Genomic DNA, 25,674 nt, shown 5'->3' with positions numbered 1-25,674 from the left:
GACTATTTTCATAATTAAAACACACATAATAGAAGAATATAGTTTCCCAACTTTATATTTCTTCACACTCATCAGACAGTATTAACTTTAAAGACGCACTTTTTAATTATGACCGAAACACAGCCCAATCTTCAAAATCCTGCAGAGGATATAGCACAGACAGCCACAGAACTATTAGTCAAGCTGAGACAAAAACAGGGGACTTGGGTGGAATGGGGACAAGCGATCGCTTACCTGCAAAAAAACGGTTACAATCCCCAAGACATCTTTGAAGCCACTGGATTTGAACCAATTCAACAAAATCAGGTGATTGTTGGTTCTCAGGTTTACAATTCTATGGAAAAATCTGGCTCATCATCGGCAACATTGGCATATTATAGCACCAAGAGTAGTGATGTCTTATATGAATTGCGTGGATTAACCCAAGAAGACCGAGCCACGACTGCAGATTTGACATATCAATACAAACTTGATGCCGATGTAGTCAGGGATATAGCCAAAGCAGTGAAAGATTATTCTTGGTTTCCTAGTTTACCAGAAGGTTTCAGTAAACATCCAGGAGATGCGATCGCCTATCAATCCTGGAAATATGCTAAACAAAAATCTGACTTATCCGAGCGATCGCGCTTAATTGCCAAGGGATTACGCTTTGCTCACTCCGAAACAGCTAGAAAACAACTAGAACAACTGTTAATGGATTTTAGCGTTACGGCTAAAGTAGCACCGCCGATTTTACCATTTTATCGGCTAGAAATTGATGAAGATTTACCCCGGATTTTACCGGTTGTAGGCGAGTTACCATTAACATCACAGGAATTAAAAGCTGTACCATTTATTACCGAAATTCAACCATTTCGGATTGTTAAATTTGCCGGAGAACAAGCTTGGGTATCTTTACCAGGTTGGAAAGTGCTACTAAATGCCGAAGATCCTGTAGTTGTCATTGGTAATAGCGATATTTTCCCCAACCCCCATCAAAATAAAGTTGAACCGATTATGATCGTTATAGATCGCGCTCAAAGAGAATGGGATATTTCCAACTACTTTGTGTTTGAGAACGGCGATAGTATTGACTTTCAATGGTTTGAAACCGCACCAGCAATTCCCCTGTTAGGAAAAATGATTGTTTTGGTTCGTCCTAAGAAAGTATTGGATGAAGAATATACCAAAGATGCTTGGCAGATTGACGAGTAAAGTCATCTCAAGATGACTAAATAATTGCAAAGTTTCTTAGTCCGTTTTAACGGACTTGAGCTATGAGACAGGGAATTTATTCCCTGGCGTGTTGTTAATTGTTACTGATGTTATTGTTTAATGATCTAATTTGTCAGAATCAGGATTTACAGGATGTGATTTTCAGTTTTTTCGTGGGGTGGTTACTATTTGTGAGATGGGGAAATTAGCGATCGCATTTTCAAATCTTTGCAATTTCACCCCAACTTCCTTAAAGTCAAGATATACTAAACACGGTTGGAATATGGACTTTTGCGAGATTATCAAAAACCTAGATTTGTAGGGGTAAAGCAAGAGCTTCATAGGTGTCAACTTAACGAAAACCCGACAACCCAACTGGGAATGAATTCCCAGTCTGATAGCAAAAGTCATCTAAAGATGACTAAATAACCATAAAAATTTTTAAATTCTTTAGTAAACTTTAGTTTACTTTGGCTATTAGACCGGAACTTAAGTTCCGGGCGGGTTTGGAAGCTAAACAAATAAGCTATTTGTAGCCTAAGTTGACACCACTAAGCATTGCTAAACCCCTACCTATAGAGTCGAATAATTAAGCCGTTTTGAGTTTACATGATCTAAATTACCAATTTGGATCACGTAAACTCAGGTCATAACGTGAATTTATAGATATTCCCTGTGTGCGATCAAGATATTCTCCACTATAACCAAGCCGCCATAATAAAACTTCATCTATCCATTGAATAGCTTGTTTAATTAAAGGCCAACGCTGTTCATCTGTCATAGTGCCTACTCTGGGATGAACAGCATCATTTCGGACATCAAGAAAAGATTGTATTTTGTCAGGATTGATATCATTAATTAGTCCTATTCGTTCAAGTAAAAGACTCAATCTAATTCCAGTCATGCTTAAATATTTCTCGTCTTCTTTTTGATATTTAGAGGACTTACAATATTCTTTATATTCTGTTTCAACCTCTTTATTTTTCCTGATAGCAAAGAGTAATTTGCACTTAGCTTGTTTAGTCGCATCAGTTTCTTCCTCTACAAGAATGGTATAACTTAACCGCTCAAGAGCAGCACCAGCAGCACTAGCTCTTATTTCCCATGTCATTGGTCGTGTTGCTTGGAAATACTGATTTAACACAAAGTCAAAGGTATCATTCCAAAATGTGTTTTGGATCATGCGTTCAAAAGTAGAAAAACACTTTAAATAACCCGTCAGGTCACTGTTTGATGTGATCCATGAATAACCTAATTGCTCTAAAGGAGTAGTCTGAGATGCCTGAGCGACGGCACAAGACGTAATAACATGATGGAATATATCTTGAGTATATTGTTCACCCTGAACATAAAGAGATCCTAAATATCCCCCATTTGCATAAGACAGAACCCAATTGAGGTTTTTGAGGCGATCTAAAGTATCTTTGAGTGTAATGGTTTGAAGCTCAGAGAAAGTCTCAGGCTCTGTAGCTTTATATTTTGGTTGATAAAGCTGACCAACTGTAGTTATCAGTGTACCTATATTGCGATTTTCTGGCTTGAGCCATTCAAGGGCTTCATTTCGTATTTCCAAGCTGATATTCCAAGTATCATCTATAGGTAAGTCTATACATTTTCCTCCTGTTTTCAATTCTACTTGTTTACCAGTTGCTGTTTCTGTTACCTGTGTAGTTAACCCCTTTTGTCCATTACTTGTAAGTTGAAAGCGAGTATTAGGTAAATAAAATGTAAATATATGTCCTGTATTTTCAATATCACCATAAAGTGCCTGAGCAGTAGCACCTCTAATCGCTCTTACACCAATAACTGTAGAATAATCGCCGCTATAAAATGGCTTGTCTATGGAAAAATAATATCCCTTTAAAGGATTTAAGGGATCTGACTGGAAAACTGCGGAACGTGGAACATTGCACTGAACATTACCAAGCATCTCAAACTCCCAAGTAATGCGCGGTGTGGGGTATATTTCAAGTTCTGCTAATAGACGACCTTCACAATCGTTTATCTTGGCAATGTTGTTGTACAGTTTGACTTTTTCTTTGAGAATTAAATTTTTATCTTGAGGAAGCATTTTGACGTATTTCAAAAAATAATAAAGTTATTATACGTCCTTTGATATTTTTGCGTTAAATTATCCTAGGGCAATCCTAAATACTATGGATAGTAAAGCGATTTTTTAATGTTAGTCAGCTTGTACTTAATTTATGGACATAGATGCATGAAAAAATCATCAATTTGACTGTCAATTACTTGTGCTGGATTCTGATCATTAGCTTTAAGACTTAATATTTCTTGCATATCCTGATCGCACAGCATAACTATTAACTTATTAGCATCAAGCCAAGCTCTACGTCTTGCTTTTAAGGCTGAATCACTTGCTTTTTTTCGACTACATAGAATACCAAATGAACGTAACCCAGGAATATATAAATATTGAGATAGTGACTCTACAGCTTTTTGATCAGGAGGATTTACATAATTTTTAAATTCTGTTACAACATACCTAGTCTTAAATTGAATTTGTATTCTACCCCAAATTGGATCACCACTTGATATAGGATAGATAGCATCTAACCTATCAAGTCCATCTTCTGATTTGAATTGAATTTTTGGCAAAAGCAAGGGAGGAATAAATGCATAATTGAGGATTTTAATACAAATATCTTCATATTGCCGCCAATGTTCTCTTCCTGGTGGAATTTGCAGTAAATTTTCTAGTAATTTAGCTGAGTGATTATCCTGAATAGTCTCATTTTCATTGATTGGGTTTATACTTTCATTAGTACAAGCTTTTTCTATCGTTAGAGATGATAATACTTCTTGAGGATGAGATAAATCTGAAGTAAAGATTAAGATTTTATCATCTTTATTCAAAATGTTGGGGTAATTAACATCAGAAATAAAGTCTTTTTTCTCTTGTATATCATGATGTAAATCTGAGGTTATCTGAGATTCATAAGATAATTCTATTTTGTCAGTAATGCCAAGTTCTTTTGCACTATTATCATTTTGATTTTGGATTTTACCTAAAAGAAAATCAACTTCTATATCCCAGACACGAATAGCCATATTTTGTTCACAAACTGAAGCTAGTACAGACTTTTGCGGATGAAATGCTAGACCAGAAATTGCACTTCCATCTTCTTTAATAACTGCTACTAGATCCCATGTGTCAGAATGCCAAACCCGAATGCTACCATCTCCAGACAGAGATGCAAAAAGACGACCATCTGCTGAGAAAGAAACAGAGTATATTGCTTTTGTATGACCTTTAAGAACTTTGATTTGTTCTCCTGTTTCCCAATTCCAGATTTTGATTGTGAAGTCACCGGGTTGAGTTGGTGAATCACCAGACGAAGCTAGTATCTGTCCATTTGGTGACCATGCTGTACTGTAAATGACATCAGGGTGTTCTTTTTGCATTCTGCGGAGTTCTTGGTTTCGTTCGTCCCATATCCAAAGAATGCCATCACCTCCCCCTAAAGCAAGTATTTGTCCATTATTTGACCAAGCTACACAGTTAACCTGAAGCCTTGGATCTTTAAGTTTTTGCAGAGGTCTCCCAGTCCAAACATCCCAAAGTCTAACTATTTCATCATCTCCAGCCGAAGCGAGTACCTGTCCATCCGGTGACCATGCTAAACTCCAGACTTGACCAGAATGTCCTTTAAGAAGACGATGCAATTTACTAGTCTTTAAATCCCATAGCCTAATAGTTTGATCTGCTGAAGCTGAAGCCAACATCCGTCCATTTGGTGACCAAGCTAAACCATATACTTCGGCTGAGTGTCCTTTAAGTGTTTGACTTACTTTTCCCTTCTGTGCATCCCAAAGTCTGATAATTTTGTCGTTATAGCCAGCAGCTATAATTTTGCCATCGGGTGACCATGCAATTATGTTTATTTCTTTGTGACAGGAGAGTGTATGTTGAAGTTTTATTCCGGTGAGGAAGTTGCTATTAGGGATTTCGTTTGACATTAGTAATTGTTTTTTATCAGTTAGGTATTGCTCAGTAATTTTGAATAAATAAGCTTTAAAATATAGTATAACTTGTCAAGGATTGAAAAATATTCAACAATTATAAATACCAAAGCAGCCAGTTAAATCTTGCTGCTTTAACAAAGACATATTAACCCAGATTTCTCACACCCACCAAATCCAAAGATACGTGTAATAGTATTTTTAACCCAAAATCCAAATAATATTACGCTTCTGGTTCAATTCCCAAAGCCCGTAATTGTGCAGCCAAACGATTTGCCCTTTGTGTTTCTTGTTCGGCTCTTTCTTCACCAGTTAATAACAAATTGCCTTGCAAATCCCACCACCGCAACCAAGGTAATTCCGCATTCTGATATTCTCCATGCCATAAACCTAACTCCACACCCATAGGTGTAATTGAATAATGTCCTCGTTCATTTGCTGCTAATAACTGATATTTTCCACCAATTAATTCATAAACTTCTATACTGGCTTTATTCACTTCATAAATGCCGTAAAAAGGAGTACGAATTACCTGCTCATAAATCCAAAATTTACCTTTCCAATGAGTTTTATCTCGTTCTTCTGCACCATTCCCCGAAACAAATTCTAAAACAATTGATGGAGCAATAAATTCTTGCCAAAGGACATAGGAGCGTCGGGTTTTACCATTTAAGGTAGGTGGTACATTGGGAACATAGAACCAGTCTGGTGCTTCTGCACCTTTCTCAGGTGGTTCAGTAATACGCCAATAAATACCTAAATCCTGTCCAATAAAATATTGACTATCAGGATAAAGTTTTTGCAACACAGGCTGAATAGAGTCTGTCAGGAGAATACTTTGAGGATGTTCTTGCCAATTTTTCACAAACGTGCCGTCCGACTCTGGTAGTTGGGTATGATCTGGAAGAGAGGTTTCTGGATAAGGGCGTAAGTCTTGATCTTCCTGGATATCAGTTGTAAAAGTCATTATGTCCTCCTGCTGGTGTGAGGTTTATTCTAGTTTAGCAAAATTAGGGAGTAAAGCGATCGCCCAGCGCTCCGCAGGCATCGTACGATGTAATAAACCTACCCCTGTAGATATTCCTCTCATTGAGGATATTAACTTAAATCAAATTACACAGCTTGTATAAAAACTAATGACTAATGACCAATCACCACTGACTAAATTAACAGAAAATATCGCCACCATTCGCGCCCAACTGCGCCCAGGACAGACACAAATGGCGGATTGGCAATCAGGTCCATTGGCGGTGTCTGCTGTGCCAGGGGCGGGCAAATCAACGGGAATGGCGGCAGCAGCAGCGATCGCTATTGCTCGTCAATATGAGTATTATTTAAATACTGGCAATAAGGATTATAAACAGTTAATTGTTGTCACCTTTACCCGTTCTGCAACTGCAAATATTAAATTTAAAATTCGGGAAAATTTAAAAAAATTATCTTTACCACAAACAGGATTTGCCGTTTATACTTTGCATGGTTTAGCCTTAATTATCGCTAGTCGTCATCCTCATTTATCCGGGTTACAGTTAGAAAATGCGACCTTAATTACACCGAATCAAAGTCATAAATTCATTCGGACAGCCGTAGAACAATGGATTGCTAATGATCCAGAAATTTATCTACGTTTACTTGCAGGAAAGCAATTTGATGGAGAAGAAACCGAAAAACTCCGTCGTCAGTCAGTGTTAAGAACGGAAGTATTACCAGATTTAGCTTATACGGTGATTCATGAAGCGAAAAGTTCAGGAATATCACCCGCAGATTTATTCAAGTGGAGTGAACAAACTTCAGATAAATATGGAATTTTGAAAGTCGCAGCCGGATTATATGCACAATATCAAAAAATCATGCAGTTGCAAGATTTCATTGATTACGATGATATGATTTTAGGGGCTTTAAAAGTTTTAAAAAATCCTAGTACCTGCCGGATTGAACAAAATAAAGTTTTTGCTGTTTTTGAAGATGAAGCTCAAGATTCTAGTCCCCTACAAACAGATTTATTAGAAATACTCGCTAGTCAAGAATTTGGAGATAACTTAGATAAATCAGCCTTAAATTTAATTAGAGTTGGTGATCCTAATCAAGCGATTAATTCCACTTTTACACCTGCTGACCCTATTTATTTTCGGGAATTTTGTGAAGATTGTCAAACTCAAGATAGACTGGCAGAAATGGATCAAGCTGGTCGTAGTACACAAATAATTATTGATGCGGCTAACTTTGCTTTAGAATGGGTAAATAATCAGGATTTTGTCAAAACTAATCATAGACAACCACCATTTAGAATTCAGAAAATTCAACCAGTTAATCAAGAAAATGGCAATCCTGAACCTGTGGGACAAGGTTTGGAACTTTATACTCCTAGAGATATTCATCATACAGTTGAATTACTTTCCCAAAGAGCAATTGAACTATTTACAGAAAATCCCCAAGCTTGTGCAGCGATATTAGTGCGAGAAAATCGTCAAGGAAGATGGTTAGCTGCGGCTTTAGAACCAATATGCAAAGAACATAAAATTAAACTTTATGATGTGGGAGAAAAAGAACGCCGTTCTCATGTTCCTCAAGAGATCTTATCATTATTACAGTTTTGTGATCGTCCCCATTCTCCCGATTATCTCAAAGCTACTTTAGATGTTCTCGTCGAACGGCAATTAATTCCGACTCAAGATATTAACACTCTAGCTAGTCTACCCGAAGAATTTTTATATCCAAGTCTTTTAAGCGCACCCCAAATAGAAATAGTCCAAAAAGCAGCTCATCTTTGTCGAAGTTTACTTAGGGCTTATTTAGAACTACCATTTTATCAAATAATTTCCTTTTTTGCCTTAACTTTAAAATATGATCAAGCAGAATTGGCTACTGCTGATAAACTTGCAGAACGGGTAAATTTGCAAATTTTTGGGAATAGTTCTATGGGGGCAATGATATTAGCTTTAAGTGAAATTGTCAGTTCCGAAAGATTTGAATCTGTAGAACCAGAAAATGTGGAAGCACAATATACTAAAGCCGGGCAATTAACAATTATTACCATGCACAAAGCCAAAGGGCTAGACTGGGATTATGTATTTTTGCCTTTTCTTCATGAAAATTTAATTCCTGGCAGATTTTGGATTCCCCCCCAAGGACAATTTTTAGGTGATTTTACTTTATCAGAAGTCGTCCGCGCCCAAATTCGTGCGGGACTTCACAAAAAACCTATACCTGATATTCCTCAAGCTTGGGAAGAATCAAAATACCTGAAAATCGCCGAAGAATATCGCTTACTTTATGTTGCCATGACTAGAGCCAAAAAACTTTTATGGATGTCTGCGGCTCAAAAAGCCCCCTTTACCTGGAGTAAACCGGAGAATTTACAAACATCAGCCCCTTGTCCAGTTTTTGCAGCTTTAAAACGGCAATTTCCGCGCTGAAATTGGGACGGGACTAAAATAATACTCTGATAAGCTTCAAATCCCATGACTTTTCCCAATTACCCAATTCCGGCGAAAAAACCGCGCTAATGCCGATTCTTGCAAAGATAAATAAATTGGTCTACCATGAGGACAGGTACGCGGGTTGCGGGTTTGTTGCCAATTATCTAATAAGGTCTGCATTTCTGGTAAACTCATTTTTGTACCATTGCGAATTGCACTCCGACAAGCAACAGCAACTTGAGCAGTTTGTAAATCTCCTCCCCAACTTAACTCTAAAATGGCATCAGCAGCATCTTCTCGTTGTTTTAACATATTAGGGATGTTTCGCACTGCCCAAAGTTTATCACCAAAAGGTTCAATATCTAAACCAATCCGTTGTAATTGGGAAACCTGCGCTGGTGATAATTGATAAATAATAATTGGAGTTTCCACAGGGACTAATTGCCAATTATCACATAATTGTTCATATAATACTCGTTCATGGGCTATATGTTGTTCTACTAGCCACATTCCTCCAGAATGTTCAGCCACAATATAAGTATTACTGACTTGAGCAATAGCTTTTAAATAATTTTGATTTTCATTACTTTGGAAATTTTGAGAACTTTGAGAATTGAAATTATATTCACCTTTAGATTCTGCTACTTTTAATAAATTACTAACTCTGGTTGTGTGAACAGATTCTTTTATATTAGTTTCCGAAATCCGCAATGATTTATTAATGGCTTCAGTAATTTGTTCTTGCCAAAAAGGTAGTTCATTCAGATAAATTTCTGTTTTCGCAGGGTTACGATTCCAGTTAATTTGTTCAGGGGAAATAGTTAAATGTAAAAAACAAACAGGATAGCGATCGCGTGGTAATGTTTTATGAAAAGCTGAAAATATTGTCTGTTCTAATTCCGGCGATTTAATTATTCTGCCATTAATTGCCACTTTCACCCAATCAGGACGATGACGATGACATCTATCGGGTAATCCTATCACTAAATGCAAAGACCAATTTTCCCGATTGGGGATTTCTAAATTCACCTCATGTAAATCATCTTGTCGGACTTGGGTGAGAATCTGGGGAATCAGTTTTCCCACAGTTAATGCGGGACAAATCGTAAACCATTCTTTATCATTTTGCCAAACTTGATAATTAACATGAGGATGACATAAAGCTATTTGTTGAATTATCCCTTGTACAGCTTTTAATTGCTGATTTGTTGGAGGTAAACCTTGACGACGGTTTTCACAGTTAGCAAATAAATTATTAACTGTTACGACAGTACCAGGAGCGATCGCCGCAAAGTCTACTTCTGTTACTTCTCCTTCATTATTGTAATTAATTCGCCAGCCTTCACTTCCCCCTAAAGGACGACTTAAAACTTCTAAATTTGCCAGAGTTGTTAAACTATGTAAAGCCTCACCCCGAAACCCCAAACTGTTAATCTTCCATAAGTCTGCACTAGAATGAATCTTACTGGTACTATGTGCAGTTGCGGCTTGTTGCAAATCATCCAAATTCATCCCATGACCATTATCAGCCACCCGAACTCGCCACAGTTGCGGCCATAAAGAAACAACAATGCGCGTTGCGCCAGCATCAAGAGAATTTTCCACCAACTCCCTGACAACAGCTACCAAAGAATCAATTACTTCTCCTGCCGTAATTAAATATACAACTTCTGTTGGTAAAGCTTGAATAGTAGATACCATAGGAGGAATTAACAATTAAAAATTAAAAATTAAGTATTTTTTGCATCTAGAGAACATTAGCTTACAATATTATGATTACAAAAGATTAATTTTTAGAATCTGCTGTCATTCTAAAGAAATCCGCATTAAGAAGAGATATTTGGTAGATTTCTGATGATATTAGCCGCAGAAAAAACTTATGAGTATTGATTTAGTTGCTGATGTTAATGACTTAAAGACAAGTCTTCAATGGGGTCAACCTGCTTTTACAATTATTGATGTGCGCGATCGCTCAACATACAATCATAGCCGCATCACAGGAGCGATTTCTATCCCCCTCAATGACTTAGAATCTCGCGCCCAAATATCCCTCTACAGAGAACGCCAAATCTATGTTTATGGCGAAAATGACAGCCAATCAGCCCAAGCTGTGAGAACCTTACAATTCCTCGGTTTTACCACAGTAGCTGAACTGGGCGGTGGCTTATCAGCCTGGAAATCCATTGGTGGTGCTACAGAAGGCGTAGAGGGTTAAAGGAGGCTTCAGAGCCACAGAAATATAACTCCCTGAACTCTTTCCTCTGTGTTCTCTGTGCCTCTGTGGTTAGATAAATCATATTTAAACCCCAGAGACACTTTAGAGCGCAGAGTGAAACAAGATATTTTTCAAGATACCTGGAAATGACCTACTTCAACAACCCAGTTAACAAAGATGCTGGACGTTGACTGTGAGGCCAAGCAAAAGCATGGCGGAAAGCTGCATCTTGACAAGCTTTTAACTGTTGAAAATTAATAATGTCGTAAGTCAAAAGATTTTCATATTCAAACGGGAGACGCATATTATGTAATCCCGCATTATCCGTACAAATAGCGATATCAACTCCCGCTGCAAAACAGCGGTCAAAAACTAACTTGAGTTGCCGAATATCCTGTAAAGTTCCTGTTTTCAAGTAAGTTGTCGGACAAACTTCTAAACATTGTCCTCTTCTGGCAATTTCTGGCAGCAATTCAGGATATAAAAGCGGAATTTGGATACCGTGACCAATTCGCATTAAATAGGGTAACAATTCGGGATAACAACCATCTTTAGTTTCATAAAGATGCCCCGTGGTGTTAATACCCAGTGAATGGGCGTAATTATATAAACTGATCCATTCTGCCATTCTTTGGGCATAATAGCGATCGCCACCAGCCATATCTACCGCACAGACATATTCTCTATTTTGCGCCGCCAAATCAATAATTGCCTTATTTACCTCAAAAGATAAACGGGAGTGCATACAAAGAATTTGACTAGTAACAATGGGATATTCGGGTACATGACTAGATTTACCCACAACATCTACAATCTCCGCCATCTTATCAATTCTTTCCTCTTGACTCAAATGTTCAGGAGTTCGTAAATAGGGAGTATAGCGTAATTCCAAATAAGCCAAATTCTCAAAAATATATGCACCGCGTAATAAGCGGTAAATAAAGTAAGGTAAAGTTGCCACCGTTTGCACACTTTCTACGAGAGTATGCAATTCTAGATATTCATCCAAAGTATTACGAGGACGAGTATAAAAATCTTCAAACTCTGCATATTCACCAAAGCGAGAAATCAACTCAGTATTATGACGCTGGAAATATCGCCATAGGACACGAGGGACAACGGAACCACCTAAATGCCGATGTAATTCTGCATATAAAGCCATAGTGGTATTTCACCAGAAAAATTTCATCAATCTTAACAAAAACCACTATAAAAAACTAGGACTTACGAATTGACAAAGTTTACCACTTGTCTATTCCCAATTGCTGAGTTATAAAAAGAAATATCAAGCTTGTAGTTTAAATCAACATTTTTTCGCCAATTAGTGAGACAATGAAGTCGTGAGGACAAGAACAGACATAACTACATTGTGAGAGGGGGAAATTTTATGAGACTTCAACTATTAGCCGCCATGGCCTTGATAACTCCCCTGTTTCTAGCTAATTCAGTTCAAGCTGGAAGCCAAAAAGATTTACAGAAACTTTTGTCAACTAGAGAATGTATCCAGTGTAATCTATCAGGACTCAACCTCAGTGGCACTCATCTAATTGGTGCAGACTTGCGAGGCGCAAATCTTCAGGGTGCTAACCTTACAAATGCTAACTTAGAAGGTGCTGACTTGACCGGAGCAAACTTAGCAGGTGCTAACTTAACATCAGCCTTTGTTACCAACGTCAATTTGAAAAAAGCCAATTTAAACGGCGCAAATCTTACCCGCGCCACAGTCAATGATTCCAACGTCTATCAAGCATCAATGGACAATCTTAACATTACCGATGCTGGCATATATAACACAGGAATCGGTATTGGTGGCGAAGATGGAGCTATGTTCCCTGATTGGGATTAAGTAAATTAACTTAGGAAACTCCAAAAAAAGAGGCTATAGATAATTAAATTGTCTATAACCTCAAAGTAAATCTTGTTATCAAACTAACTGATTAAGCAAACGCCGCTTTCTTTAATACATCCACTTTATCAGTGTGTTCCCAAGGTAAATCCAAATCAGTTCTTCCTAAATGACCATAAGCTGCAACGTCCTGATAAAAACGTCCGCCTCTTTCACTTGGTAAGTTACGTAAATTGAACACATGGATAATTCCCGCTGGACGGAGTTCAAAGTTTTCTTTGACTAAGTTCAACAGAATTTCATCATCCACTTTACCTGTACCGAAAGTATCAACAAAGATACTGACAGGACGCGCTACACCAATGGCGTAACTTAGCTGCACTTCACATTTTTCTGCTAACCCAGCCGCAACAATATTTTTTGCTGCATAACGAGCCGCATAAGCCGCAGAACGATCTACTTTCGTGGGGTCTTTACCGGAGAATGCACCACCACCATGTCGAGAATAACCACCGTAGGTATCAACAATGATTTTCCGTCCTGTTAAACCGGAATCTCCTTGGGGTCCACCAATGACAAACTTACCAGTGGGGTTAACTAAAAACTTGGTTTCCTCACTTGGTTTGATAGCAATATCACCAAATATAGGTTCTACTACTTCTGTCCACAGGTCAGCCTTAATCTTAGCCTGTACCCCAGCATCATCGGTAATATCCCCAATGGTAGCTGTATGTTGGGTAGAAATTAAGATGGTGTCAATGCCTACAGGTTTGCCATCTTCATAAACAATGGTAACTTGGGTTTTACCATCAGGACGCAGGTAAGGGAGAATACCAGCTTTGCGAACTCCTGCCAATCTTCGGGCAATGCGGTGTGCTAAACTGATGGGTAAAGGCATCAGTTCTGGGGTTTCGTTACAAGCAAAACCAAACATGATCCCTTGATCACCAGCGCCGATTTTATCGAATAGTTCTTCACTATCCTCGGTTCTGGCTTCTTTAGCAGTATTTACACCTTGAGCAATATCCGCTGACTGTTCATCCAAGGCAATTAGAACACTAGCGCTATCCGCAGAAAAGCCGTTACCAGCGTCAGTATAGCCAATTTCCGCAATTTTTTTACGGGCAAGATGGACATAATTGACATGAGCTTTAGTGGTAATTTCTCCAGTAATTAGCACCAAACCAGTATTAACTACAACTTCTGCTGCTACACGGCTATTAGGGTCTTCTGCTAATAGCGCGTCAATGATGGTATCCGAGATTTGATCACAAATTTTATCTGGATGACCTTCTGTAACTGACTCGGAAGTAAATAAATAGCGTCGAGACAAAGGAATTTCCTCCTGATAGATTCTTTTCACTAATGAAATACATTAGTTACTAATTTCTGAAATCATAACAATAATTACAGTTTTTGCAATAAGTATCTTTTATCCCAGTGTCTAAAGGCTTGTATGTATAACAAGAGGCACTCAGATCCCCGACTTCTTTGAGAAGTCGGGGATATTGTTGTTGAAGTTCTAAATAGCCTGAGATTTGATCACCGTTACGGTTTTGGTAACTATAAAGGATACAATACTTCACATACACAGTATTGGTAACTATATCTTTATAAAACGACGGTGATGAAAAAAATTCTTATTTTAACCGCTAACCCCACCAACACAAAACCGTTGCGTGTAAGCGAAGAAGTCAGGGAAATCAAAAGTGCTTGGGAACGTTCCCTAAACCGTGAACAATTTGAAATTAGTATAGGAGAAGCAGTCCGTCTTCAAGAATTTCGTCGTACCCTATTAGAGGATGTTTGAAAAGAGGATGTTTGAAAAGTGGTATTCCGTAATTTTCATCACATTGCTACCCCCCTTAGTCCCCCCTTGTAAAGGGGGGAAACAATAAAAATCCAGTTCCCTCCCCTTTACAAGGGGAGGGTTAGGGTGGGGTAAAAAATATTTGATACATCAACCATAACTTTTCAAACACCCTATTAGATCATAAGCCAGATATTGTGCATTTCTCAGGACATGGTGGAGGAGAACAGGGTTTAGCTTTAATGGCAGATAATGGAGGTAAGTGTTCATTAAAATTATCAACAGTTAATTCAATTTCTTTTAAAATTTCTCTTAACAGTGGTCTTGCTAAATCTCTCCCTTGATGATTAGGTACAGTTGTTGTTCTTCCATCAGAATGACGATAAAAGACATGACTTCCTTTTTGTCTAACTACGGAAAAACCCAACTTTATTAAAAGTTGATTCAGCGTTTTATAGTTAACAATAGGTAAGCGACTCATGAAGCCAGGGGAAACGCATCTAAATTATCTTGACAGAATACTATATTAGTGCATCAATATGGGAAAATATCTAACTTCATTCAAAATCTGATAAATTCCTTTATTAAAATTATAAAAATTTCATAAATTTAGAGTAATTATTTATTTTTAATGATGGATTTATTTTGTTCAGTTCTATATATTAATATCTATATTTTTTGGCATCAAAAATATAGATTCTATTGTAGAATCAACAGAAAAATAAATTGGTTATATTTATATTTGTCTATATTTTCTGATTTTTATCAGATACATTCTAAAATCTTCTCTAAATATTCATCATCCCATCCTGCACAAAACTGCTTACTTTTAGTTCCTAGTTTTTGGCTTTTTTCTTTTCCTAAAAGATTAACTGCTATATGACGAATAACTGCAAAGTTTTGTGGTGCATTATCCTTTCTTATCCGACAATCATCTTCTCTAAAAGCTACATCTAAAACCCAGTGTAATGAATTCTCTATACCCCAATGAGTGCGGACTGATTCTCCTAGTAATTTCGCATTATTTGTCAAACTACTTATATAATAGCCTGTCTCAACCTTCGTTTTTCCATTAACTTTTCGTATATATTCTACCATTCCTACACTTTGAAGATTTACCCATTTCTTATCAGTATCTATTCTTTCTTCTATGTCTGATAACATGAGATAATGACGAATCTCTTCTCTTCCATGTTTGTCTTCTTTTGTATGAAATTCACTATATTTGAATCCCTCAAACCCTTTAGATATAGCTTCTTTGAAGATTTCTTCTACATTCTTATATAAATTACCTTGATTCTTTTTGAGTGCGATAATATATTCGCCTGATTTTTCTGCAATTGATTTTACTATCTCTTTTTGACACCCCATCGCATCAATCGTTACTAAACATCCGGCTATATCTAATACTTTAATTAATTCCGGTATGGCTGTTATTTCATTTGACTTTTCTTCTACTTTACATTGTCCTAATACTAATTTATTACTAGTTGCCCATGCACTTACCATGTGAATCGCACCTTTATCCTTTCCTTTATCATATGAATGCCTTAATGTTTTCCCATCTATTGCTATGACTTCTCCTTCTGTAATTTTATTGATAGATTTTATCCAACTCAAAAAACAATTCTGAAATTGTTGCGGATCTATTCTCGCAAATACTCTGGCGAATGTATCATGAGATGGAATCCCGTTTGGAAGTTCTAAAAATTGTTTTAGCCATTTTTCTTTCTTTTTTCCATAAGCCTCCATCAATACCCAACTATCTACTCCACAGATCACTGCACAAATCGCAATGGTTACTATATCTATTAATTTATGCCTTTTTGTTCTCTCAACTCTTTTATCTTCTAAATCTTTAAAGTGATCTACTATTGTGATTTTTGGTGGTAGCTTCATTTTGTGAATTTTGTCTCTTTAGTTTTATTGAGAATACCACTTCAACTCATTTTATTGATTCTTATAGAAACGAATTTACCATCAAATTTTCTTCATACTCATTTATTGGCTTGATATTAACATGGTAATACTGCCCTTTTTATCTATTCATAGAAGTTACATTTTGTCAAAAAAAATTAGATGCGTTTCCCCTGGTTAAGATCCCCGACTTCTTCCTTGATGATGTCAATCAATTATAAACCAATGCCAGAAGTCGAGGATCTACTTTGTTATATTTTAAATGACATCAACTAATCTTGCAAGCGATCGCTAAAATAAAGCCGATATAAATTACATAGTGGAATCACCTTATTACCTTTTGATTCTGCCAATCCCATGCTTTTTAATTTAAAAGCATAAGTTGGTTCTAATGTAACTGCATCATCACTATTAACCAATTTTAACATAGCTGATTTTAGTTGTTTATTTTCTTCCAAAATTAAAAGATGACGATACAAATGGTCTTCATATAATCCTTCTTCAGTGGGAGCAATTTCTAAAAATTGCTTTAAAGTTAAGTCGTTAGTGGCAATATGATATAGGACTCCTATTTGAGTTTTGAACAAATTCCGTACATCTGAAGAGTGGCAAAATCAAAGGTAGTGTGTCGAATAAACCACTCAAACATCCACTTTAAATGCGAGAAGGAAGGTATCAATGCACAGAAACGCCGAACCCATGTTTTAGCTTGTAACCAAATATCCTCAATCGGATTTTGCTCTGGACAATTAGGAGCAAAGCGAACGCAGTGTATTTTCCATTCAGGGGGTTCCAAGCCTTGATTAATTTCTGCCAAAAAACCTCGAATCTCTTTGGAACGATGATAAGTAGCACCATCCCACAAAATCAGTAATCGCTGGTCAGGAGACTGATTTAGAAGATATTGAAGGTAGTCAATAGTATTTTCTGAGTTGCCCTTGTCATCAGCCTTCATCAGTAATTGTCCTTCGAGATAATCAACCGCCCCGTAATATGTCTGTTTTTCGCGCTCATTTACGACTGACACTGTTATTTCTTGGTCTGTTTTCCCCCAAACATAGCCACTTAAGTCTCCCCACATTAAATGACACTCATCAAGCAGCAATACTCTTAACTTTCCTGTCTCAATTTCAACGCGGTGGTTTGCCAATAATTTTCCTTACCTCACGCGCATCTGGACGCATATCTATAAAATCTTGTAGTTCAGCTATCGCCTCTTCCTGCGATACTTTTACTGTCTGTGTTGCAGTTTCTGAATGCTGACTTATCATTGTTCCTTGTTAGACTTGTATACCTCACCGTATTCTCTCTTAGTCTTGTTCAGAAATCAAATAGGAATCCTATATTCTTTTCCACTTATCATCATAATCCTTAATTCTGCCACAATCAAATAATATCCAAATAACAATCCTGCAAATCCTCAAATCCTGGACATCCTGATTCAGACAAAATATTCACTTAATTCTGCTAATATCAAATAATATCCAAATAACCATCCTGCAAATCCTCAAATCCTGGACATCCTGATTCAGACAAAATATTCACTTAATGCTACTAATATCAAAACAATATCCCAATAACCATCCTGCAAATCCTCAAATCCTGGACATCCTGATTCAGACAAAATATTCACTTAATGCTACTAATATCAAATAATATCCAAATAACAATCCTGCAAATCCTCAAATCCTGGACATCCTGATTCAGACAAAAAAGAGGGAACACATTCAACTGTTCCCTCCACTAATTTTTGACACAAACTGCTGTTTTAGACTTGAACCGCTAGTTGTGCTTCCTTAGCTGTCAACTGTTCATAAGCAGCACGCATTTTTAAACCTGTTAATACTTGGAATAACCCAGTACCATTGTTAGAACCTGGATATTCACGGTGTTGTAGTAACAAGTGAGTCATCTCACCTTGATATTTAGTGGATGTTTTGCTCAAATGAGTTTCGATGTAAATTATTTCATCGAGGTTATCAAATTGACCATCTACTTCCAATACTGAGACGTAACGACCATAGTAAACATCAGAACCGTAGTAAAGTTGCATACCGGGGTAAGAACAGGTCAGTTTGCGTCCGCAAGGAGTCCACTGAATTGTTGAACCTTCGTCAAACAGGTAGCTGGGTTCAAAGCCTTCTTTATCTTCCCGTTGTAACATCCGTACCCGCAAAACTTTACGTTCTGTATCGTTTTTAATTAAGTTTGTGGGTAATACTTGCAGAACCACGTCAGCAAATTCTCTTTGCGGTTCGATGAATTTTTCAAAATCAGGTTTACGAGAATTGATTTGTGCGAGAACATCTTCATAGCGGTGGCCTCTTTCAGCCATATCCCGTTGGATTTTCCAAGCAATTTTGACTTCATCACTGATATCAAAGTAAACGCTGAAGTCTAAAAGCGCTCTTACCCGTTCATCGTATAAAGGATGCAGCCCTTCTACGACAATAATATGATTTGGCTCAATCCATTCTGGTGGATCAATCATGCCAGTTTCGTGGTTATAAATCGGCTTATGTATTTTTTGACCTTCCTTGAGAGCTTTAATTTGCTCATACATCAAGTCAAAATTGTTTGCTCTAGGATCAAGAGCAGTTATTCCTGTTTGTTTACGTTGGATACGATCTAGACAATGATAGTCATCTAAACAGATAACTGTCATAAATTCTTCGCCAAATAAATCAATCAACCGACGCAAAAACGTAGATTTACCGCACCCGGAGTCTCCGGCTACTCCAATTAGTACCACACGTTCCGGCTTAGTCATAAATTCCCTCTAAATACTAAATGTGTCAATGAATAATTTTTCTCACAGCAGATTTTGAATCTAGGAGCTTACCCCAAAAGTATCGTCCCACGTTCTGGCTATCCAGCATAACGATGACAGATTTAAACAAATAACTTATCCGCCTATAGCAGTTACTCGTCCTAATTAGCCTAATTTTATAGCTGGTAAGTATTTAATCTTAGTGTTGCCCTAAATTTTAACAGAAGGGGTGTACTCTCACAAGACTTATGCTCAGAAAGAATTTAGTTCTCTAGCAATTATCTGTTTAACATTCTGCCACAGATGATACATTTTTTTTAGATTTGAGAGAAAATAGGAGTTAGGACTTCGACTTCGCTCAGTGACCAGTCAGAAGAAAGAAGGAAAAAAATAGGTTAGCGCACTGTCATGCTAGAATGGGACAAGTGGTTTTATTTCAGTAACCAAACAAGGTTATAATATACTCTTTAGGGATATTTTCTGAATGGAAAGGCTTGTCCTCATGCCCAAGATTTTTGTAGTGCCAATATACTATAAAATCCTGTTTTGACAAGTCTCAAACTATGTATTTTCGGAAAAAAAGATTAAAGTGATTCACTATTAACATTCTCGCAAAGACTTATCCTCTAATTTAGAAGGTGAACAGGTGTGTTTTTTGCCATACCTACTGGTCTTGGGCGAGTGGACAGAGCAAGGCATCATGATGAATGATGTTGTTTTCCCAGATGGCTAGTTTTGTGATCCGAAAATCCGGTAAACTAAAGCTCGCAGAAGGATGGGAATGATTTTTTTTGATAAACGGTTAAGTAAATATCGGAGTGGTATAAGGAATGTACAATCAAGGTGCTGTTGAGGGTGCTGCCAATATAGAATCAGGTAGCCGCGTCTTCGTTTACGAAGTGATGGGTTTGCGTCAGACTGAAGAAACTGATCAGACCAACTACCCCATTCGTAAAAGTGGCAGTGTATTCATCAGAGTACCTTACAACCGCATGAATCAAGAAATGCGACGGATCACTCGCCTGGGCGGTAAAATTGTTAGTATCCAACCTGTTACAGCTTTAGAGCAAGTCAACGGCAAAGTTGAATTGGTAGCTGCTGAGATTACAGTTAGCAGAGATTCACAGCCAGTCAACGAAATAGTTGAATTAGCAACTGCTGACATTCCCGTTAGCACAGAAGTTAAAGCTGAGGTAAATGCTAATGAAGAGGAACATGGTAAAGCCACACCTGTAAGTAATACTAGTGAAGCTAAAGGCTTTGCTAAATCACCAGCTAAGGAGAAAAAAGGCCAGACCATGACTCAAGCAAAAGCTAAAAAAGATGCTCATGCTGATGTTCCTGTGAACATTTATCGTCCTAATGCTCCGTTTATTGGTAAGTGTATTTCTAATGAAACCTTAGTTAAAGAGGGCGGAATTGGGATTGTTCAACATCTCAAGTTTGACCTATCTGCCGGCAACTTGCGGTATTTAGAAGGTCAAAGTATCGGGATTATTCCTCCTGGCGTAGACAAAAATGGTAAGCCTGAAAAACTCAGACTTTATTCCATTGCTTCTACTCGTCACGGCGATAATCTCGATGATAAAACAATATCCCTATGTGTTCGTCAGTTAGAGTACAAGCATCCAGAAACAGGTGAAACAGTTTATGGTGTTTGTTCTACCTATCTGACTAAAATCAAACCAGGTGATGATGTTAAAATCACAGGTCCTGTTGGTAAAGAAATGTTATTACCTGAAGATCCTGAAGCTAATGTAATCATGTTAGCAACAGGTACAGGGATTGCACCAATGCGGACTTACCTGTGGCGGATGTTTAAGGATGCAGAAAGAAAAGCTAACCCAGAATATCAATTTAAAGGATTTTCTTGGTTGCTGTTTGGTGTGCCAACATCTCCCAATATTCTTTATAAAGAAGAATTGGAAGCAATGCAAGAGAAATATCCCAAAAACTTCCGTCTTACCTATGCTATCAGCCGGGAACAAAATAATCCCGCAGGTGGCAGAATGTATATCCAAGACCGAGTTGCGGAACACGCTGATGAATTGTGGCAGTTGATTAAAAATGAAAAAACCCACACTTACATCTGCGGTTTGCGCGGTATGGAAGATGGCATTGATGCGGCTTTAAGTGCTGCTGCGGCAAAAGAAGGTGTAGTTTGGAGTGATTACCAAAAGGATCTAAAAAAAGCTCACCGCTGGCACGTAGAAACATACTAATTTGTTATTGGTCAGTGGTCATTTGTGATTGGTCATTGGTTATTAGACAATTAAAAGCAGATAATTAGTAGGTAGGGCTTATGGCTCTGCCTACAATTGTTTTATGTAAATTTCATGTGGGTGCAAAATCTGTGGCTGTTAAATTAGGAATACTTGGATTAGGTACAGTGGGAACGGGGACAGTTCAATTGTTGCAAGACAAAGTAGGTCGTCATCCGCTGTTACAGGAAATTGAAATATATCGGGTGGGTGTGCGATCGCTCACGAAACCCAGAGCTGTAGAATTATCATCAGAGGTGATAACTACGGATTTAGAAGCCATTGTTAATGATCCAGCCGTAGATATAGTTGTAGAGTTAATGGGGGGATTAGAACCCGCCCGCACACTCATGTTGGCAGCTATTAAAAATGGTAAGCACGTAATTACTGCCAATAAAGCCGTAATTTCTCGATTTGGTGGCGAAATATTCACCGCTGCTAATGAAGCAGGTGTCTATGTGCTGCTAGAAGCTGCCGTTGGTGGCGGTATTCCTGTAATTCAACCCCTGAAACAATCTTTAAGCGTTAATCGCATTAGCGCTATCATGGGCATTGTCAATGGCACAACCAACTATATCCTCACCAGGATGCAAACAGAAGGTAGTGAATTTGATGATGTCTTAGCAGATGCTCAAAAATTGGGTTATGCTGAAGCTGACCCCACAGCGGATGTGGATGGTTTAGATGCTGGAGATAAAATTGCTATTTTGGCATCTTTAGGATTTGACGGGCGAATCAATCGGGAAGATGTCCATTGTGAAGGAATTCGTCAAGTTACAAAAACAGATATTGCCTATGCTGCTAAATTAGGATTCGTAATTAAATTACTAGGAATAGCTCAACATTTAGATCAAGATAATACCCAACTTTCAGTCAGAGTTCATCCTACCCTCATCCCCCAAACTCATCCTTTAGCTAGTATCAACGGTGTTTACAATGCCATTCTTGTGGAAGGAGAACCCATAGGCCAGGTGATGTTATTCGGTCCGGGTGCCGGGGCTGGCGCTACCGCTAGTGCTGTATCATCAGATATCTTAAATCTTGTTGCTACCCTCAAAACCAATACAGCTAAACCAAATCCTCTTCTAGCTTGTAGACATCAACATTACTCGCAAATTACCCCCATTGCTGAGTTAGTAACCCGGTTTTATGCCCGTTTCCTCAGCAAAGACCAAGCCGGAGTTATTGGTAGACTGGGAACTTGTTTTGGTAATTATGGCGTGAGTTTAGAATCAGTCGTCCAAACCGGCTTTCAGGGAGAACTAGCAGAAATTGTCGTTGTTACCCACAATGTCCGGGAAGGGGACTTTAGACAAGCTTTGGTAGAAATTCAAGCTATGGCATCAATTGACAGTATTCCCAGCGTATTACGAGTGCTTTGAAGCATAAAAATATCAAAATATCCCCGACTTCTCAAAGAAGTCGGGGATATTGTCATTCTATTCTTAATTAACAACAAGATAGTTCTTCCTTATCAATTTTATGATAACATTTTTAAAATTGTTTGTCAATACCATAAATCTCTTTTTTCCCGTTGGCGTTTTTGCGTTTTTTAGCGAAACATTATGGGGTGATGATGTTAATGGGGAGGAAGGAAGCCAGGGAATAAATTCCCTGTCTTATAGCTAAAGTCGGTTAAAACCGACTGGGGGGTTCAAAAATTATTGGAGATGTCTATTGAATTTACGTTTTGTCCAAACACCAATACCAAAAAGAACTGTACTACTTAATACTGGTAAAGCATCAGTTTCCCAAGGAACGGACTGAATTGTGGCATTACTTAGGGTGAGAGTTGATAGACCTGTTGAATCCCAAGTATCAACAACTCCAATACCGATGTTATAATTTCCCGCAGAAGTGAAGGTATAGCTATAAAGACTATTACCCGTTAAGGTTTGAACATTATTGTTAATCGTTACAAAAGCTTGATCTGTATCTGCACTTGTGAAATTCCAGTTGAAGCTAAACACATCTCCAGCATTGATGTTATTAAAGGTACTTTTAATGGCTGAACCATATTGATTGTCTGGAATAGCAGTTGCAAAATTGGTCGCATTGATACCCAAAAATTGCTCTAAACTATTAGCACCACCACCAGTAACAACGGTATTTGTTGGACCTGATTGAATAACTGTGTTGTTACTACTAACATCTCCAATGGAGTTAAAGGTGTTTAAATCAACTAAGTTAATAGAGTAAGCAGGAGTAGAGATTGCTATGGAACTGATACCAGAGGCTAGGGTGATACCGATGGTGATCAAAGGGTTTTTGATTTGAGTTAACATAGATCCCACATTCCGCACCCCAAAATGTTACAGAGGGAAATTACGGAGATGAAAATCAAAGGGAGCATCAAAACAAACAGATAAAGTGAAAAAAGGCATTTGAGAAACAGTAAATCACCAAAAATGTCATCAAAATCTATTCTCAATAAGAAGCAATAAGAATGCACACCACCTGGAGAGGTCAATGAATAAGCGAAAGGAGATATTCAAGAAATAATTATAAGTTAGACTAATCAATTAAAGTAAAAAACGAAATTATAGACATAGTAAAATGGAGCTATAAATCAAAGAGATTAGCTCATCTTTACTCATAGAAATTAAATTGATAGAGATGATAATTAGCTGACTAATTGATAGTAACGTAAACAATCATCTGGTAAAAGACTCAAGATAAAATCTCTGTCCTTATTCCAATTAGAAATATGTTTCTCCTGATTGAGTGTAACCAAATGAATACACTGAAAGCATTGAAAAATCCAGCGTAAAGTAGGACGATTAGTTGCTTTGCCTAATTGATTTTTAATTGTTGATTTAGACTCCAAAAGAGCATTTCTAATATGACGTTGAGCCAAAGTATAAACCAGTAGACATAAACCCATAATCATTCCCAAAGACTCTATTCTCTCAGGACTTTTGAGGAAAATACTGTCGGCAAAAAATAATGGGTCTTTGAGAAAACCAAACCCTCTTTCACATGATTGTTGAGCTTTATATTCCCTGAGCATAGAATCATTGCTTAGTTCCTTTGAATCTAAAACATTTGTCGCAATAATAAAACGTCCCGCACTCAGCAATTCTGTATTAATTTTACTTTCATCCTGGGAGACTGTAGCTGATATTTGATAGGATATTTCTCCTGAAGTATCTTTTTTATTAGATTTTACTTGAGTCACCGTACTTTCGTGAATTTGATGATATTTGAATTGTTTTGATAATTTTGATAATGCCTTGATAGCATCTGCAACACATGCAAATCTCTCTTGTGATAACTTTTTCAAATCTTGCACAGCTTTTGATTCTGCTTTGGTAATTTTTTGTGTGAGCTTATGCAGGTCTGATTCTTTTCTTTCTTGACTTTGCACTACTAACCATCTTTGTTCTATCCCTGCATAATTTTGGATTTTTGATGCTAATTTATATCCTGGTATTGTACTATCAATAAATTCTGATTCTGCTAATGTTGATATTAATGATTTTGCTGCTTTTATGCTTAATGGTACTCGACATAACCAACGTAATTCTGACATCATTTTCAGGTTTGATTCTGTATATAAAGCAGCGTCAGCAACCATGAGACTATTAACTTCTAATTGTTTTTGATATTCTACTGCTATTTTACCAAAACATGATGAGTCAGCTTGGTTTCCCGATGCTAGTTTTAAAAATATTGGTATGTCTCCATCTCCTGAACATATCATTTCTATGATAAACTGTTTTAAGTCTGGACGATGGTCACGAGAATAACCGTAGGTGATGGTTATTTCTTTTGGTGATTTTACTGCTAATTCTTCTAATTCTTGGTTATTTCCTACTTTTTGACTCTCAAATATTACGAATGGTAAGCTAGTGTTATACTGCCCATGCACGTGCATTGATGATGAGTCTAGATGTGATGTTGATAGTGATACTCCAAATTTTTGAGCAGCTTTTAAGGCTATGATAAAAAAGATTGTATCTAAGCCTTTTATAAACAGTTTATCCATGACTCTCCCCAATTTATCGTCGTTGAGATATTCTGGTTTTACTCCTGCTCCTATTAAATGCTCACAGGCTATTGTTTCAAAATATTTGGGAAACATATATAACGGTTTGGAGACAAATCCTAACCCGTTTATTATCATGGCTTTTACCACTTGACCTGCATTTACTTTTTCGTCTTTTTCGACTCCTATTAATTCATTTATTATTTCTACTATTCCGATTGAATCTATGATTCCTGCTACTATCCCTAGATGGTCTATGTTCTGAATTTCCAT

The 25,674-nt window shown here is 37.4% G+C and carries 21 protein-coding genes and 1 pseudogene; 8 read left to right on the top strand and 14 right to left on the bottom strand.

The window, feature by feature from the left end:
* Positions 1–108 precede the first annotated feature (108 nt).
* Positions 109–1,194, top strand: coding sequence for a RuBisCO accumulation factor 1 (locus tag HGD76_RS16455; protein WP_168696422.1), 1,086 nt, complete (start codon positions 109–111; stop codon positions 1,192–1,194).
* A gap of 619 nt (positions 1,195–1,813) precedes the next feature.
* On the opposite strand, the gene HGD76_RS16450 is transcribed toward HGD76_RS16455, so the two are convergent.
* From HGD76_RS16450 to HGD76_RS16440, 3 genes are all read right to left on the bottom strand, one after another.
* On the bottom strand, positions 1,814–3,265 hold the full coding sequence (locus HGD76_RS16450) for a hypothetical protein (protein ID WP_168696421.1): 1,452 nt from the start codon (positions 3,263–3,265) through the stop codon (positions 1,814–1,816).
* Positions 3,266–3,396: 131 nt separating this feature from the next.
* The gene (locus HGD76_RS16445) at positions 3,397–5,172 is read right to left on the bottom strand and encodes a WD40 repeat domain-containing protein (protein ID WP_168651453.1); all 1,776 of its coding nucleotides are present in this window, start codon (positions 5,170–5,172) and stop codon (positions 3,397–3,399) included.
* A 226-nt stretch (positions 5,173–5,398) separates the two neighbouring features.
* Complete coding sequence (locus tag HGD76_RS16440) at positions 5,399–6,142, bottom strand: Uma2 family endonuclease (RefSeq protein ID WP_168696420.1); 744 nt, start codon at positions 6,140–6,142, stop codon at positions 5,399–5,401.
* A 1-nt stretch (position 6,143) separates the two neighbouring features.
* Between HGD76_RS16440 and HGD76_RS16435 the strand changes: the two genes are divergently transcribed.
* Positions 6,144–6,305 carry a hypothetical protein gene (locus HGD76_RS16435; RefSeq protein ID WP_168696419.1) on the top strand — a complete coding sequence of 54 codons (162 nt, stop codon included), beginning with the start codon at positions 6,144–6,146 and terminating at the stop codon, positions 6,303–6,305.
* Positions 6,306–6,311: 6 nt separating this feature from the next.
* On the top strand, positions 6,312–8,591 hold the full coding sequence (locus HGD76_RS16430) for an ATP-dependent helicase (RefSeq protein ID WP_168696418.1): 2,280 nt from the start codon (positions 6,312–6,314) through the stop codon (positions 8,589–8,591).
* Positions 8,592–8,627: 36 nt separating this feature from the next.
* Here HGD76_RS16430 and mutL read toward each other — a convergent pair whose 3' ends face one another.
* The gene (gene mutL, locus HGD76_RS16425; protein ID WP_168696417.1) at positions 8,628–10,295 is read right to left on the bottom strand and encodes a DNA mismatch repair endonuclease MutL; all 1,668 of its coding nucleotides are present in this window, start codon (positions 10,293–10,295) and stop codon (positions 8,628–8,630) included.
* Between the two features lie 178 nt (positions 10,296–10,473).
* On the opposite strand from mutL, the gene HGD76_RS16420 reads away from it, so the two are divergent.
* Positions 10,474–10,809 carry a rhodanese-like domain-containing protein gene (locus tag HGD76_RS16420; RefSeq protein WP_015080187.1) on the top strand — a complete coding sequence of 112 codons (336 nt, stop codon included), beginning with the start codon at positions 10,474–10,476 and terminating at the stop codon, positions 10,807–10,809.
* 151 nt (positions 10,810–10,960) lie between these two features.
* On the opposite strand, the gene HGD76_RS16415 is transcribed toward HGD76_RS16420, so the two are convergent.
* Entirely contained in the window at positions 10,961–11,971 is a 1,011-nt protein-coding gene (locus HGD76_RS16415) for an adenosine deaminase (RefSeq protein ID WP_168696416.1), read from the bottom strand.
* A 225-nt stretch (positions 11,972–12,196) separates the two neighbouring features.
* On the opposite strand from HGD76_RS16415, the gene HGD76_RS16410 reads away from it, so the two are divergent.
* On the top strand, positions 12,197–12,655 hold the full coding sequence (locus HGD76_RS16410) for a pentapeptide repeat-containing protein (RefSeq protein ID WP_168696415.1): 459 nt from the start codon (positions 12,197–12,199) through the stop codon (positions 12,653–12,655).
* Positions 12,656–12,746: 91 nt separating this feature from the next.
* On the opposite strand, the gene metK is transcribed toward HGD76_RS16410, so the two are convergent.
* Positions 12,747–13,988 (bottom strand): methionine adenosyltransferase, encoded by a 1,242-nt coding sequence (gene metK, locus HGD76_RS16405; protein WP_015080190.1) that lies wholly within the window; start codon positions 13,986–13,988, stop codon positions 12,747–12,749.
* A gap of 294 nt (positions 13,989–14,282) precedes the next feature.
* Between metK and HGD76_RS16400 the strand changes: the two genes are divergently transcribed.
* Positions 14,283–14,465: a hypothetical protein gene (locus HGD76_RS16400; protein ID WP_210967648.1), complete on the top strand. Its 183-nt coding sequence runs from the start codon at positions 14,283–14,285 to the stop codon at positions 14,463–14,465.
* A gap of 181 nt (positions 14,466–14,646) precedes the next feature.
* Here HGD76_RS16400 and HGD76_RS16395 read toward each other — a convergent pair whose 3' ends face one another.
* The 6 genes and pseudogenes from HGD76_RS16395 to HGD76_RS16370 all read right to left on the bottom strand — a co-directional run bounded on the left by HGD76_RS16395 (position 14,647) and on the right by HGD76_RS16370 (position 19,152).
* Positions 14,647–14,946, bottom strand: coding sequence for a type II toxin-antitoxin system HicA family toxin (locus HGD76_RS16395; protein WP_168696414.1), 300 nt, complete (start codon positions 14,944–14,946; stop codon positions 14,647–14,649).
* A gap of 284 nt (positions 14,947–15,230) precedes the next feature.
* The gene (locus tag HGD76_RS16390) at positions 15,231–16,364 is read right to left on the bottom strand and encodes an ISAs1-like element ISAsp2 family transposase (RefSeq protein ID WP_168694588.1); all 1,134 of its coding nucleotides are present in this window, start codon (positions 16,362–16,364) and stop codon (positions 15,231–15,233) included.
* A 290-nt stretch (positions 16,365–16,654) separates the two neighbouring features.
* On the bottom strand, positions 16,655–16,969 hold the full coding sequence (locus HGD76_RS16385) for an AAA-like domain-containing protein (RefSeq protein ID WP_233466897.1): 315 nt from the start codon (positions 16,967–16,969) through the stop codon (positions 16,655–16,657).
* Positions 16,951–17,535: pseudogene (locus HGD76_RS16380) on the bottom strand (IS630 family transposase); the annotation flags it as partial. The gene HGD76_RS16385 and the pseudogene HGD76_RS16380, both read right to left, overlap by 19 nt.
* Complete coding sequence (locus HGD76_RS16375) at positions 17,513–17,653, bottom strand: hypothetical protein (protein WP_168694813.1); 141 nt, start codon at positions 17,651–17,653, stop codon at positions 17,513–17,515. The pseudogene HGD76_RS16380 and the gene HGD76_RS16375, both read right to left, overlap by 23 nt.
* A 497-nt stretch (positions 17,654–18,150) precedes the next feature.
* Positions 18,151–19,152: a phosphoribulokinase gene (locus tag HGD76_RS16370; RefSeq protein ID WP_168696413.1), complete on the bottom strand. Its 1,002-nt coding sequence runs from the start codon at positions 19,150–19,152 to the stop codon at positions 18,151–18,153.
* A gap of 830 nt (positions 19,153–19,982) precedes the next feature.
* On the opposite strand from HGD76_RS16370, the gene cpcD/petH reads away from it, so the two are divergent.
* Both cpcD/petH and HGD76_RS16360 read left to right on the top strand, forming a co-directional pair.
* Positions 19,983–21,374, top strand: coding sequence for a bifunctional rod-capping linker CpcD/ferredoxin--NADP reductase PetH (gene cpcD/petH / locus HGD76_RS16365; protein ID WP_168696412.1), 1,392 nt, complete (start codon positions 19,983–19,985; stop codon positions 21,372–21,374).
* Between the two features lie 131 nt (positions 21,375–21,505).
* Complete coding sequence (locus tag HGD76_RS16360) at positions 21,506–22,795, top strand: homoserine dehydrogenase (protein WP_168697471.1); 1,290 nt, start codon at positions 21,506–21,508, stop codon at positions 22,793–22,795.
* 279 nt (positions 22,796–23,074) lie between these two features.
* Here HGD76_RS16360 and HGD76_RS16355 read toward each other — a convergent pair whose 3' ends face one another.
* Both HGD76_RS16355 and HGD76_RS16350 read right to left on the bottom strand, forming a co-directional pair.
* On the bottom strand, positions 23,075–23,698 hold the full coding sequence (locus HGD76_RS16355) for a PEP-CTERM sorting domain-containing protein (protein WP_210967647.1): 624 nt from the start codon (positions 23,696–23,698) through the stop codon (positions 23,075–23,077).
* A gap of 338 nt (positions 23,699–24,036) precedes the next feature.
* Positions 24,037–25,674, bottom strand: a complete 1,638-nt coding sequence (locus HGD76_RS16350; protein WP_168697347.1) for an IS1634 family transposase — start codon at positions 25,672–25,674, stop codon at positions 24,037–24,039.

This window comes from Dolichospermum flos-aquae CCAP 1403/13F (assembly GCF_012516395.1).
GTDB lineage: Bacteria > Cyanobacteriota > Cyanobacteriia > Cyanobacteriales > Nostocaceae > Dolichospermum > Dolichospermum lemmermannii.
Note: the sequence above shows the minus strand (reverse complement) of the source record. Positions and strands in the feature narration are given on the sequence as shown.